Source organism: Streptomyces sp. Da 82-17 (assembly GCF_046098215.1).
In the GTDB taxonomy this organism is placed as follows: Bacteria; Actinomycetota; Actinomycetes; order Streptomycetales; family Streptomycetaceae; genus Streptomyces.
In genome coordinates this window covers 248,125-261,585 of sequence record NZ_JBJURH010000010.1, presented here as the reverse complement: position 1 = coordinate 261,585, position 13,461 = coordinate 248,125, and the positions used below count along the sequence as shown (strand labels likewise).

Genomic DNA, 13,461 nt, shown 5'->3' with positions numbered 1-13,461 from the left:
CCCGGAAGCGCCCGCTCGGGCATCCGGGGGGTTTCTGCTTGACGGAGTGCACGGAAGGGGGCCGTGCACATGCGGCCCGTCCGGGGCTGGGGTGTATTGGGGCCTACCTGTGCGTATCGCATCTAGGAGGCACTCCATGCGCGGAGCCACCCACGCCAAGTGGGCCGTGTGCGCGGCCTTCGTCGTCCTCGCGGCGACGGCCTGCGGCGGCGGAAGCAGCAGCGCCGGCGACGGGGCCGGGATCGTGCGCTCCTCCTGGGGCGACCCGCAGAACCCGATCGAGCCGGCCAACACCAACGAGGTGCAGGGCGGCAAGGTCCTCGACATGGTCTTCCGGGGCCTGAAGCGGTACGACCCGAAGACCGGCGAGGCCCAGGACATGGTCGCCGAGAAGATCGACACCACCGACCAGCAGAACTTCACGGTCACCCTGAAGCCCGGCTGGACGTTCAGCAACGGCGAGAAGGTCACCGCCAAGTCCTTCGTGGACGCCTGGAACTACGGCGCGCACGTCGACAGCAAGCAGAACAACTCCCCGTTCTTCTCGAACATCCAGGGGTACGAAGACGTCCACCCGGAGTCCGGGGCCGCCAAGGCCAAGACGATGTCGGGCCTGGTCGTGAAGGACGAGCGGACGTTCACGGTCAAGCTGAAGGAGAAGTTCTCCACCTGGCCGGAGACCCTCGGCTACCAGGCGTTCCTGCCGCTGCCCCAGTCGTTCTTCAAGGACCACGAGGCCTGGCTGAAGAAGCCGGTGGGCAACGGCCCGTACACGGTGGACTCGTACACCAAGGGCTCGTCGATGAAGCTGCGCGCCTGGGACGGCTACAAGGGCCCGGACAAGGCGCAGAACGGCGGCGTCGACCTGGTCGTCTACACGGACAACAACACCGCGTACACCGACCTGATGGCGGGCAACCTCGACCTCGTCGACGACGTGCCGGCCAAGCAGCTGAAGAACGTCAAGGCCGACCTCGCCGACCGGTACATCAACCAGCCCGCGCTGATCATCCAGACGATGGTCTTCCCGACGTACGACAAGAACTGGTCCAAGCCCGGCATGGAGAAGGTCCGCAAGGGGCTGTCCATGGCGATCGACCGGGACGAGATCACCCGGCAGATCTTCCAGAAGACCCGCACCCCCGCCAGCGACTGGACCTCGCCCGCCCTGCGCGAACAGGGCGGCTACAAGGCCGGCTTGTGCGGCGAGGCCTGCACCTACGACCCGAAGCGGGCCAAGAAGCTGATCGAGGAAGGCGGTGGACTGCCCGGCGGGAAGGTGCAGTTGACGTCGAACGTGGACACCGGCTCGCACCGCGAGTGGATGGACGCGGTCTGCAACAGCATCAACAACGCGCTCGGCAAGGGCGCGGTGTGCACGGTCAACCCGGTCGGCACGTTCGCCGACTTCAAGAACCAGCAGTCCACCTTCAAGATGACCGGCCCGTTCCGCTCCGGCTGGCAGGCGGACTACCCGCTGATCCAGAACTTCCTGCAGCCGCTGTACGCGACCGGCGGCTCCTCGAACTACGGCAAGTTCGAGAACAAGCAGTTCGACGCGCTGATCGCCGCGGCCAACCGGGAGAGCGACCTGGCCGCGGCCGTGAAGAAGTTCCAGGACGCGCAGAAGATCCTCGCCGAGCAGATGCCCGCCATCCCGCTCTGGTACCAGAACGGCTCCGCGGGCTGGTCGGACCTGATCTCCGACGTCCAGCTCAACCAGTTCAGCGTCCCGGTCTACGACCAGATCAAGGTCGGCTGAGCAGCAACCGAGGCAGGGGGCACCCTCATGGGCCGCTATGTGATCCGACGCCTGCTCCAGATGATCCCGGTCTTCATCGGCAGCACCTTCCTGATCTTCGTCATGGTGTACGCGCTCGGCGACCCCGTCGCCGCGCTCTTCGGGGACAAGGCGCCCGACCCGGCGACCGCGGCCCGCATCCGGCACGAGCTGTACCTCGACCAGCCGCTGTGGAAGCAGTACCTGCACTACATGGGGCAGATCTTCCAGGGCGACTTCGGCACCGCGTTCAACGGCCAGAAGGTCACCGAACTCCTCGCCAGCGCCTATCCGGTGACGCTGCGTCTGACCCTCGTCGCGATCGTCATCGAGCTGATCGTCGGCATCTCCCTCGGGGTGATCAGCGGGCTCAGGCGCGGCCGGTCCGTGGACACCTCGGTGCTCGTGCTCACGCTGATCGTCATCTCCGTGCCGACGTTCGTCAGCGGGTACGTCCTGCAGTTCCTGTTCGGCGTCAAGTGGGGCGTGATCCGGCCGACGGTGTCGCCGGACGCGCCGTTCGACGAGCTGATCCTGCCGGGCGTCGTGCTCGCCCTGGTGTCCCTCGCGTACGTGACGCGGCTGACCCGTACGTCCATCGCGGAGAACGTGCGCGCCGACTATCTGCGGACCGCCGTCGCCAAGGGGCTGCCGCGGCGCCGGATCATCACCCGGCACCTGCTGCGCAACTCGCTGATCCCGGTGGTCACCTTCATCGGCACGGACATCGGGGCGCTGATGGGCGGCGCCATCGTCACGGAGAAGATCTTCAACATCCACGGCGTCGGCTACCAGATCTACCAGGGCATCCTCCGCAACAACGCCCCCACGGTCGTCGGCTTCGTGACGATCCTGGTGATCGTCTTCCTGCTCGCCAACCTGCTCGTCGACCTTCTGTACGCGGTCCTGGACCCGAGGATCCGTTATGCCTGAGCCCTACGACCCCCAGCAGGCGATCGCCCCGCACGGCTCGGGAGGCGCCATGGACCTGGCCGTGAGCGAAGCCGAAACCGCCGAGCGCGAGCCGCCGCCCGGCGGGCCGCCCGGCGCCGGGCCGCGGCCCGGCAAGCCGCGCAGCCTCTGGTCCGACGCCTGGTTCCAGCTGCGCCGCAACCCCGTCTTCCTGGTCTCCGGCCTGCTGATCCTCTTCCTCGTCACCATCTCGCTCTGGCCGAGCCTGATCGCGAGCGGCGACCCCCTGGAGTGCCATCTCGCCAAGGCCCAGGAGGGCTCGCAGCCCGGCCACCCCTTCGGCTTCGACAGCCAGGGCTGCGACGTCTACACCCGGACCGTGTACGGGGCCCGCGCCTCCATCACCGTCGGCGTCTGCGCCACCCTCGGCGCCGCGCTGCTCGGCAGCCTCCTCGGCGGGCTCGCCGGGTTCTTCGGCGGCTGGTGGGACGCGCTGCTCTCCCGGATCGCCGACATCTTCTTCGGCATCCCGGTGATCCTCGGCGGCCTCGTGCTGCTCTCCGTGGTCACCAGCTCGACGGTGTGGCCGGTGGTCGGGTTCATCGTGCTGCTCGGCTGGCCGCAGGTCTCCCGTATCGCCCGCGGCTCGGTGATCACCGCCAAGCAGCACGACTACGTGCAGGCCGCGCGGGCCCTCGGCGCGAGCAACGGGCGGATGCTGCTGAGGCATGTCGCGCCGAACGCGGTCGCGCCGGTCATCGTCGTCGCGACCATCGCCCTCGGCACGTACATCGCCCTGGAGGCCACCCTGTCGTTCCTCGGCGTCGGACTCCGGCCGCCCACCGTGTCCTGGGGCATCGACATCTCCAACGCCGCCCAGTCCATCCGCAACGCCCCGCACATGCTGCTCTGGCCCGCGGGCGCCCTGAGCGTCACCGTCCTGGCGTTCATCATGCTCGGCGACGCGGTCCGCGACGCCCTCGACCCGAAGCTGAGGTGATGTCGCCATGCTGCTCGAAGTACGCGACCTGCACGTGGAGTTCAGGACCCGCGACGGCATCGCCCAGGCCGTCAACGGGGTCTCGTACGCGGTCGACGCGGGGGAGACGCTTGCCGTCCTCGGCGAGTCCGGCTCCGGGAAGTCGGTCACCGCGCAGGCGATCATGGGCATCCTCGACGTGCCGCCCGGGCGGATCACCGGCGGCGAGATCCTCTTCCAGGGCCGGGACCTGCTCCAGCTCAAGGAGGACGAACGGCGCAAGGTGCGCGGCGCCGAGATGGCGATGATCTTCCAGGACGCGCTGAGCTCCCTCAACCCCGTGCTCACCGTCGGCGAGCAGCTCGGCGAGATGTTCGTGGTGCACCGCGGGATGTCCAAGAAGGACGCGAAGCTCAAGGCGATCGAGCTGATGGACCGGGTGCGCATCCCGGCGGCGAAGGAGCGGGTCGGGCAGTACCCGCACCAGTTCTCCGGCGGCATGCGCCAGCGCATCATGATCGCGATGGCGCTCGCCCTCGAACCCGCGCTGATCATCGCCGACGAGCCCACGACGGCCCTCGACGTCACCGTGCAGGCCCAAGTCATGGACCTCCTGGCCGAGTTGCAGCAGGAGTACCGCATGGGCCTGATCCTCATCACCCACGACCTGGGGGTGGTCGCGGACGTCGCCGACCGGATCGCGGTGATGTACGCGGGCCGCATCGTCGAGACCGCCCCCGTCCACGACCTCTACAAGGCCCCGGCCCACCCGTACACCCGCGGCCTGCTCGACTCGATCCCGCGCCTGGACCACAAGGGCCACGAGCTGTATGCGATCAAGGGTCTGCCGCCCAACCTGATGGCGATCCCGTCCGGCTGCGCCTTCCACCCGCGCTGCCCGCGCGCCCGGGACGTGTGCCGCACGGACGAGCCGCCGCTGTACGCCGTCGACGAGGACGCGGGGCGGGCCAGCGCCTGCCACTTCTGGAGGGAGACGCTGCGTGACGCCTGAACCCGTCGAACCGCTCCTCGAAGTACGCGGCCTCGTCAAGCACTTCCCGCTCACCCGGGGCGTCGTCCTCAAGAAGAAGGTCGGCGCCGTGCAGGCCGTCGACGGCGTCGACCTCGACCTGGGCCGGGGCGAGACCCTCGGCATCGTGGGGGAGTCCGGCTGCGGCAAGTCCACGGTCGCGAAGCTCCTCATGAACCTGGAGCGCCCGACGGCCGGCTCGATCCGGTACAAGGGCGAGGACATCACCCGCCTGTCCGGCCGCGCGCTGAAATCCGTACGCCGCAACATCCAGATGGTGTTCCAGGACCCGTACACGTCCCTGAACCCGCGGATGACCGTCGGCGACATCGTCGGGGAGCCGTACGAGATCCACCCCGAGGCCGCCCCGAAGGGGGACCGGCGCCGGCGGGTCCGGGAACTCCTCGACGTGGTCGGGCTCGACCCGGACTACGTCAACCGCTACCCGCACCAGTTCTCCGGCGGGCAGCGCCAACGCATCGGCATCGCCCGCGGGTTGGCGCTCCGGCCGGAGATCATCGTCGCCGACGAGCCGGTGTCCGCGCTCGACGTGTCCGTCCAGGCACAGGTGGTCAACCTGCTCGACCGGCTGCAGTCGGAGTTCTCCCTCTCGTACGTGTTCATCGCCCACGACCTGTCGATCGTCCGGCACATCTCCGACCGGGTCGGCGTCATGTACCTCGGGCGGATCGTGGAGACGGGCACGGGCGAGGAGATCTACGAGCATCCGACGCACCCGTACACGCAGGCGCTGCTGTCGGCTGCGCCGGTGCCGGATCCGGGGGCTCGGGCGCACCGGGAACGGATTCTGCTCGCGGGGGACGTGCCGTCCCCCGCTGATCCCCCTTCGGGGTGCAGGTTTCGTACCCGGTGCTGGAAGGCGCAGCCGCGGTGCGAGGCGGAGGTGCCCCTCCTCGCCTCCCCCGAGGTGTTCCGTGGGACGGAGGGGCCGGCGGATCATGCGTCGGCGTGCCATTTCGCGGAGGAGCGCCAGGTGGTCCCGTCGACGGCCGGCTGACCCGGGGTCGGTCGTTCGTCGTCGGCTTTCCCGCCGTGGGCAGGGGGACGACGTGCCCCGACAGGGGCGCGGGGAACTGCGCGAGCGACCACGACGGCGCGGCAGCCGAACGGACACCGCCGGAGGCTTTCGGGAAGGGGCGGGGTGGGGAAACAAACCGGCAACCACGCCGACGCAGCCGCGACACGAGGCACCGCCACCCTGGAACACGTGCGGCCGTGCGGGTGCCGTAGGTCGGCCGGGGTGCGCCATGTCACCCCGGCCGACCGCCGTACGGCAGACCGCTACAGCCCCAACGACCGCTTCAGGAAGTCCACCTGGAGCAACAGCAGGTTCTCCGCCACCTGCTCCTGCGGCGTCATGTGCGTGACCCCGGACAGCGGCAGCACCTCGTGCGGACGCCCGGCCGCGAGCAGCGCGGAGGAGAGGCGCAGGGTGTGCGCCATCACCACGTTGTCGTCGGCGAGGCCGTGCACGATCATCATCGGCCGGGCCGGCTCCACCGCCCCCGACAGCCCTTCGTCGGTCACGAGGGAGTTCTCCGCGTACACCTCGGGCTGCGTGTTCGGGTCGCCCAGGTACCGCTCCGTGTAGTGCGTGTCGTACAGCCGCTGGTCCGTGACCGGGGCGCCGACGATCGCCGCGTGGAAGACGTCGGGGCGGCGCAGGGCGGCGAGGCCGGCGAGGTAGCCGCCGAAGGACCAGCCGCGGATGGCGACCCGCGAGAGGTCGAAGGGGAAGCGGTCGGCGAGCGACTGCAGCGCGTCGACCTGGTCCTGCAGGACCGCGGCTGCCATGTTGTCCCGGATCTCCTTCTCCCAGGCGGGAGTTCGCCCCGGGGTGCCGCGGCCGTCCGCGACGAGGACGGCGAAGCCCTGGTCGGCGAACCACTGCGACGTGAGGTACGGGTTGTGCGCCGCCGCCACGCGCGCGTGGTGCGGCCCGCCGTACGGGTCGAGGAGCACGGGGAGCGGACCGTCGCTCTCGCGGTAGTCCGTGGGGAGCAGGACGGCGCACGGAATCCGGCGTGCGCCCGCCTCGGTGAGCGTGAGCCGCGGCGTGATGCCCGGCTGCTCCGCGTACGAGGCGATCTGCACCAACTGCTTGCCGTCCCACAGCACTTGGACCTGCGCACCGGGGTGCTCGGGGCGCGCCGAGACGAGCACGGTCACCCCGCCGGAGCGCACCGCCGAGTGCACGCCGGGCTCCTGCGAGACGCGCTCCACGCCCAGCTCGTTGACCCGGTACACATGCGTCTCGCCGATCTCCGGGGACTTGGCGGCCTCGCCCGCCGACGCCGCGATCAGGACGTCCTCGTCCGCGATGTCGAGGACCGCCCGCACCTGCAACTGCGGCCCCGTCAGCGGCCGTTCGCCGACCGAGAGGACCCGCGCGCCGCCCTCGTCCGCGATCCGCACCAGCTGCCCCGACGGCGTCCACGCGGGCACGCCGGGCAGCAGCTCCAGCCAGTCCGGGTCGTCGTCGGCGTGCACCATCCGGGTCGACCCGGTGTCCGGGTCCACGGCCAGGTACAGCTGGTCGCGCTGACTCCGCGCCTGCACGAGCAGCAGCGGCGCCCCGGCCGACGACCAGTGCACGCGCGCCAGATACGGGTACTTGGCCCGGTCCCACTCGACCTCGGTCCGCGAGCCGTCCAGGCCGAGCACGAAGAGCCGTACGTCCGCGTTGGGCGTGCCCGCCGCCGGGTACGCGACCGGGGCGGGCTCCCGGTCCGGGTGCGCCGGGTCGGCGATCCACCAGCGGCGCACCGGCGCGTCGTCCACCCGCGCGACCAGGAGCCGGTCCGAGTCCGGCGACCACCAGAAGCCGCGCGAACGCCCCATCTCCTCGGCCGCGATGAACTCCGCGAGGCCGTACGTCACCGTCGCCGGGTCCGCGCCCGGCTCCGGGTCCGGTTCGGCGAGCGCCCGGTCGTCCGCGCCCTCGGCGCCCACCACGCGCAGGGCGCCGCCGCTGACGTACGCGACGTGGCGGCCGTCGGGTGCGGGCCGGGGGTCGATCACCGGGCCGGGGACGGGCAGTTCACGGGCCGTGCCCGCGCGCAGCTCGGCGGTGAAGAGGCGGCCGGAGAGCGCGAAGGCCGCCAACTCCACGGCGGCGTCCGTGGCGTAGCCCACGATGCCCGCGCCGCTCTCGCGGCTGCGCTCGCGGCGGGCGCGCTCCTGGGCGGACAACTGCTCGGTGGCGCCGTGCAGCAGGGCCACCGGGTCGGCGGCGACCCGCTCGGCCGGCTCCTGCCGCCCGGCGGAGTCGACATCGAGGACCCACAGCACGGTCTCCCGGTCCGTGCCGGAGCGGGACCGCAGGAAAACGACCCGGGATCCATCAGGTGAGACGGTGAATGCGCGGGGCGCACCGAGCGTGAAGCGCTGGGTCCGCGCGTGGCGACGAGGGAACGACGGCGGCGGAGTCTGTGGGGGCTGTGGGGACGTCATGCCCCGAGGCTACTGATCGCGCCGCCGCCATGCGCCCCTCGTGCTGCCATGCACCGATCCATGCCGTCACACGGAAAGTTATGATCCGTAGCACTGGGTGGGTATACCCCTGGCGTGTGCCGAACTGGCGTACGCCGCCCCGGTGTTGAGGCGGTCCGAGCGGGCCGCCCGCTTGCTGTCCGACGTCCCGACGTCCCGTCGTCCTATGGAGGTGAACCGCCGTGGCCCTGTCGATTTCGGCGGTGGTGCTGTTCGCGATCATCGTCGTACTTCTGATCAAGAAGTCAGGGTTGAAGGCGGGGCACGCGCTCGTCTGTGTGCTGCTCGGTTTCTATCTGGCCAGCTCCTCGATCGCTCCCACGATCAGCGAGGTCACGACCAATGTGGCGGGCATGCTGGGCGACCTGAAGTTCTGAGGACGGGGCGCGGCGGGCGAGGGGGTGCCTGCCCGGCGCCCCCTCGTAGGCTGGGGGCATGACGGAACTGGCGGATCGGCGTCTGCTCCTGGTGCACGCGCACCCCGATGACGAGTCGATCAACAACGGCGCGACCATGGCCACCTATGCCGCGCAAGGCGCCCATGTCGCGCTCGTGACCTGCACCCTCGGCGAGGAGGGCGAGGTGATTCCGCCTGCCCTCGCCCACCTCGCGGCCGAGCACGAGGACAGCCTCGGCGCCCACCGCGCCGAGGAACTGGCCGCGGCGATGAAGGAGCTCGGCGTCACGGACCACCGCTTCCTCGGCGGGCCCGGCCGGTTCCGCGACTCCGGGATGATGGGCGTCGAGCAGAACCACCGCCCCGGCGCCTTCTGGTCCGCCGACGTGGACGAGGCGGCCGCGTTCCTCGTCGAGGTGATCCGGGAGGTGCGCCCCCAGGTCCTCGTCACGTACGACCCGGACGGGGGGTACGGGCACCCGGACCACATCCAGGCGCACCGCGTCGCCATGCGCGCCGCCGACCTCGCCGCCGAGCCCGGCTTCCGCCCGGACCTCGGGCCCGCCCACGAGATCGCCAAGATCTACTGGAACCGGGTCCCGCGCTCCCTCGGCGAGCGCCTCTTCGCCGAGCTGCGCGAGCACGCCGTCGCCGAACTGCCGTGGGCGGCCGCGCAGCTGGCGGACGTGCCGGGCGTGGTGGACGACGACCGCATCACGACCGTGATCGACGGCCGCCCCCAAGTCGCCCGCAAGGCCGCCGCGATGCGCGCCCACGCGACCCAGATCGCCGTCTCCGAACCCTGGTTCGCGCTCTCCAACGACCTGGCGCAGCCGCTGTTCGACACCGAGTTCTACGAGCTGGTCCGCGGCCGCTCCGGCGCCGCACCCGGCGAGCGCGAGACCGACCTTTTCGCGGGCCTGCCCACCACGCGACGGCAGGACGACGGCACGACCCGGCCGCAGGACGACGGCACGACCCCACAGCACGACCGAGGAACGGTGACCGGCACGTGAGCACGCAAGGCACTCCAGGCACGCCACGCGCACGAGCGCAGGGGAACGCCCCCGGCGGCTTCATGGCCCAGCCGCTGAGGCCCGCCCGGCTCGTCGCGTACGTGCTGCTGCTCGCCATCGGCGCGGTCGCGGGCGCGGCGGGCGCGCTCATCCAAGCCGCCTGGTTCCCGGGCGGGTTGCTGCTCGCGCTGCTCGGCGCGGCCGGCGTCTGCTACGGCGGGGGGCGGGCCACGGGCAGCAGGGGCGGCGGCTTCGCGGCGGGCGCCGGCTGGCTGGTCGCCGTGATCCTGCTGACGTCGAGCAGGCCCGAAGGTGACTTCGTGTTCGGTGCCGGACTTGGCTCGTATGTCTACTTGTTGGGCGGTATGGCCGTCGCTGTGATGTGCGCCACGGTAGCGGTGCCTTCGCAACCCATGCCATCCAGCGGCCGACTTGGCAAGTGAGTCCCCGTATGAACCCCCGGGCGCATGGGATTGGCTGCGGTCGCCCGCTGGCCGGCGGGCGCGGCCAGTATGGTGGTGCGCGCCGCCGAGCTGCCCGCGCTGGCACCGTGCTTATTCCGCTAGAGGATCGGCGGGCGGCGGAGCCGATCGGGAGAACCTGCCTTGAGTCGTGAAACTGACAGTTCGTCCTCCGGGCCCCAGGGGCGCGGTGGAGCCGCGTACCCCTCGGGGACCCCGCCGTACGGACCGCCCGGCGGCGACCGCAGCGGAGGCGCCGACCGCACTCCGCAGGGCGCGCCCTGGCAGCAGGGCGCCGAGCCCGAGGCCGAGGAGCCCGCAGCGGACGGACCGGAGACGCAGACCACGCTGACCACCCGCGTCCGGATCAACATCCCCGGTTCGCGGCCCATCCCGCCCGTCGTGATGCGTACGCCGGTGGGCGACGGCGACAGCGCGGACGCCGCCGGCCCCTCGTCGCCGATCGGCGGCCGCAAGCAGTCCGGTACGGGAGCCGCCAGCCGCGGACCCGCCGGTGCCGGTGCTGCGGCTTCCGGCGCCGGTGCGGGCGGTACGGCCGCGCAGCAGGGCGCATCCGGCGCGGACGCGCCCGCAGAGAAGACCAGCGACTGGTTCGCCCCGCGCAAGCCCTCGCAGCCGACGAGCAGTTCGGGCGCACCCGGCAGTTCGGGCGCACCGGGCGTTTCCGGCGGCCCGGGCGGGCCCGGCGCTCAGGGCGCCCAGGGTGCCCCCGGCGGACCGGGTGGTCCCGGAGGCCCGGGCGCGCAGAGCGGTACGCGCGGAGACCTGCCGTTCTTCGCGGAGTCCGGCGACGGCGGCCCGGGACGCGGCCAGTCCGCACCGGGCGGCCAGGGTGGCCAGGGCGGCCAAGGCGGTCCTGGTGGCGGCCCGGGCGGACGCGGCGGTTCCGGCGCCCCCTCCGGCGGCCCGGGCGGCGCTCCCGGCGCCGGTCGTGGCCCCGGCGGCGGAAGCGCTCCGGGGATTGGCGGTGCGCCCGGCATCGGCGGCGCCGTCGCCGCGGGCGACCAGGGCACCGACAACCCCCTCGCGCGCAACAGCCTGTTCGGCCCCGGCCAGAGCGGGCCGACGCCCTCCGGCCTCGCCGCCCCGTCCGGCCCGACCGGCGGCCCCGCCACGGGCGACGGCCCCGTGCTGCCCGCCGCGTTCCAGAAGAGCGGCGGCGTCGGCAACGGCATCAGCGCCGGCCCGTCCGGCCCCGCCGCCGACGACACCGCCCTGCTCACCCCGCAGACCGGCGACGGGCCCCCGCCCGGCGGCCGGCACGTCTCCGGTGACACGCTGACCAGCGGCATCCCCGTCGTGCCGTCGAGCCCGCAGGCCGGCGCCGGTTTCCCCGGCCCGTCCGCCCCGCAGTCCCGGCACACCCCGCCGGTGCTCCCGGACCCGCCCGCCCCGCGCGGCCGCCAGACGGACGACGACCGGGACGCGTACGACGACTACGCGGACGAGCCGACCGCCGTGTCCGGCAAGAAGGCGAAGAGGGCCAAGAAGGGCCGCAACAAGCTGGTCCTGATCGGCGCCGGCGTGGTCGTGCTCGTCGGAGTCGCGTACGGCGCGGGCCTGTTGATGAACCACTCCGACGTCCCGAAGGGCACCACGGTGCTCGGCGTCGACATCGGCGGCGGCACCAGCGACGAGGCCGTGAAGAAGCTGGACGCGGCGATGGCCGAGCGCGCCACGCAGCCCCTGCAGCTCGCCATCGACGGCGACAAGGCCACCCTCGACCCTGCCCGCGCCGGACTGACCGTCGACACCCAGGAGACGGTCCGCCAGGCCTCCGGCAGCGACTACAACCCGGTCACCGTCATCGGCTCCCTCTTCGGCGCCGAGCGCGTCGTCGACCCGGTGATGCCGACCGACAAGGAGAAGCTGCGGGACGCCCTGGAGCGGGTCGCGGGCACCTCCGGCTCGGCCGCCGAGGCGACCATCAAGTTCCTGCCCGGCAAGGCCGTCCCGTCGTACGGCAAGTCCGGCAAGACGCTCAACCCGGAGGGCTCGGTCGCGGCCGTCGAGGCGGCCTACCGCACGCAGATCGAGACCGGCTCGAAGACCCCGGTCCAGCTGCCGGTCTCCGCGGCCGACCCGAACATCCCGAAGGCCGAAGTCGACCGCATGATGAAGGAGTTCGCCACCCCGGCGATGTCCGGACTCATCACGGTCCGCACGGACGCGGCCCACACGGTGTCGTTCAGCCCGGAGAAGTCGATCTACAAGTTCGTGAGCGTCCAGCCGGGCGCCCGGGGCAAGCTCGTCCCGAAGTACGACCTCGCGGCCCTCAAGGAGCTGTACGGCGGCGCCTTCGACGACGTGCGGCTGACCATGGCCGACGGCACGAAGAAGCCGGTCACGCCGCAGCTCGTGGCGCAGGCCGTCAACCGCGCCCTCGTCGGGGCGACCCCGGCGGAGCGCATCGTCCAGATCGGCCCGCAGCAGCAGAACTGACCGGTCCGCAGCAGCAGTTCGCGTACGGCACGACCCGCGAAGGTCGTGCCGTACGCGTATGCGGGGGCGGGTCAGTTCAGGCGGGAGCGGGCGATGCGGGCGTCGCGGCGGATCCGTTCGGCGGCCTGCCCGTCGACGGCCTCCACGACCTCCGCGTACTCGTCGAGCGCCGCAGCCCCCGTACGGAACTCGCCCCGCTGCACGAGGAGTTGCGCCCGCTCGTAGCGCAGCCTGGCCGGGTGCGAGGGCAGCAGCAGGGACAGGTCGAGGGCCCAGAGCGCCACGTCGGACCGCTCGGGCCGGACGGCCGCCCAGGCGCGGATGTTGTTCAGGATGCGGACGACGATGTCCAGCGGGTCGGCCGGGCGCAGCATCGACGGGTCCAGCGGCCCGCCCGTCGCACCCGACACGAGCAGCTCGGCGTCCGTGCCCGTCAGCACCCGGCCGCCGTCGAACGGGTCGGCGAGCACCTGATCCTCGGGCGGCCCGAAGCCGACCACGAAGTGCCCCGGCAGCGCCACCCCGTACACCGGGGCGCCCGCGCGGCGCGCGACCTCCGTCCACACCACCGACAGCAGGATCGGCAGCCCGCGCCTACGCCGCAGCACCTCGTGCAGCAGCGACGACTCCAGACGCCGGTAGTCGGCCTGCGAGCCGCGGAACGCGCAGCGCCCGCCGAGGAGTTCGGCGACCGCGGCGGCCCAGGCGCGCGGACCGCCCGGCTTGTACGGCAACAGCCCGGCAAGCCGGTCCAGCTCCATCTGCGCGGCGTCGACGCCCGCCTCGTCGAGCTGCGGGTCCGCCTCGGCCGCGAGCAGCAGGCAGAGCAGCGCCAGGTCGGGCCGCTCCGCCCGTGCCTCCCGCGCGAACTGCGCCCGCCGTTGTGTCGGCTCCGGTTCCATGGCCGCCC

The 13,461-nt window shown here is 72.2% G+C and carries 11 protein-coding genes; 9 read left to right on the top strand and 2 right to left on the bottom strand.

Annotation, left to right across the window (positions count from 1 at the left end; all coding sequences use genetic code 11):
* The first annotated feature begins 136 nt into the window (after positions 1-136).
* Genes ACIDOF_RS19895 through ACIDOF_RS19875 form a run of 5 tightly spaced genes read left to right on the top strand, consistent with a single transcriptional unit; the run spans position 137 to position 5,719 of the window.
* Positions 137-1,762 (top strand): ABC transporter substrate-binding protein, encoded by a 1,626-nt coding sequence (locus ACIDOF_RS19895; protein WP_409007276.1) that lies wholly within the window; start codon positions 137-139, stop codon positions 1,760-1,762.
* A 27-nt stretch (positions 1,763-1,789) separates the two neighbouring features.
* Positions 1,790-2,713, top strand: coding sequence for an ABC transporter permease (locus tag ACIDOF_RS19890; RefSeq protein WP_409007275.1), 924 nt, complete (start codon positions 1,790-1,792; stop codon positions 2,711-2,713).
* Entirely contained in the window at positions 2,706-3,692 is a 987-nt protein-coding gene (locus ACIDOF_RS19885) for an ABC transporter permease (protein WP_409007274.1), read from the top strand. The genes ACIDOF_RS19890 and ACIDOF_RS19885 overlap by 8 nt, the downstream gene beginning before the upstream one ends.
* Before the next feature lie 7 nt (positions 3,693-3,699).
* Positions 3,700-4,683: an ABC transporter ATP-binding protein gene (locus ACIDOF_RS19880; RefSeq protein WP_409007273.1), complete on the top strand. Its 984-nt coding sequence runs from the start codon at positions 3,700-3,702 to the stop codon at positions 4,681-4,683.
* A complete protein-coding gene (locus ACIDOF_RS19875; protein ID WP_409007272.1) occupies positions 4,673-5,719 on the top strand; it encodes an ABC transporter ATP-binding protein in 1,047 nt (348 codons plus the stop codon). The genes ACIDOF_RS19880 and ACIDOF_RS19875 overlap by 11 nt, the downstream gene beginning before the upstream one ends.
* A 284-nt stretch (positions 5,720-6,003) precedes the next feature.
* Here ACIDOF_RS19875 and ACIDOF_RS19870 read toward each other — a convergent pair whose 3' ends face one another.
* On the bottom strand, positions 6,004-8,175 hold the full coding sequence (locus ACIDOF_RS19870) for a prolyl oligopeptidase family serine peptidase (RefSeq protein ID WP_409007271.1): 2,172 nt from the start codon (positions 8,173-8,175) through the stop codon (positions 6,004-6,006).
* Between the two features lie 221 nt (positions 8,176-8,396).
* Between ACIDOF_RS19870 and ACIDOF_RS19865 the strand changes: the two genes are divergently transcribed.
* The 4 genes from ACIDOF_RS19865 to ACIDOF_RS19850 all read left to right on the top strand — a co-directional run bounded on the left by ACIDOF_RS19865 (position 8,397) and on the right by ACIDOF_RS19850 (position 12,551).
* Positions 8,397-8,591 (top strand): DUF2304 family protein, encoded by a 195-nt coding sequence (locus ACIDOF_RS19865; protein WP_282539368.1) that lies wholly within the window; start codon positions 8,397-8,399, stop codon positions 8,589-8,591.
* Between the two features lie 58 nt (positions 8,592-8,649).
* The gene (gene mshB, locus ACIDOF_RS19860; RefSeq protein ID WP_409007270.1) at positions 8,650-9,627 is read left to right on the top strand and encodes an N-acetyl-1-D-myo-inositol-2-amino-2-deoxy-alpha-D-glucopyranoside deacetylase; all 978 of its coding nucleotides are present in this window, start codon (positions 8,650-8,652) and stop codon (positions 9,625-9,627) included.
* Positions 9,628-9,689: 62 nt separating this feature from the next.
* Positions 9,690-10,070 (top strand): DUF6113 family protein, encoded by a 381-nt coding sequence (locus ACIDOF_RS19855; RefSeq protein ID WP_409007269.1) that lies wholly within the window; start codon positions 9,690-9,692, stop codon positions 10,068-10,070.
* A 162-nt stretch (positions 10,071-10,232) separates the two neighbouring features.
* Positions 10,233-12,551: a hypothetical protein gene (locus ACIDOF_RS19850; RefSeq protein ID WP_409007268.1), complete on the top strand. Its 2,319-nt coding sequence runs from the start codon at positions 10,233-10,235 to the stop codon at positions 12,549-12,551.
* Between the two features lie 71 nt (positions 12,552-12,622).
* Here ACIDOF_RS19850 and ACIDOF_RS19845 read toward each other — a convergent pair whose 3' ends face one another.
* Positions 12,623-13,453, bottom strand: coding sequence for a transglutaminase-like domain-containing protein (locus ACIDOF_RS19845; protein ID WP_409007267.1), 831 nt, complete (start codon positions 13,451-13,453; stop codon positions 12,623-12,625).
* Positions 13,454-13,461 lie beyond the last annotated feature (8 nt).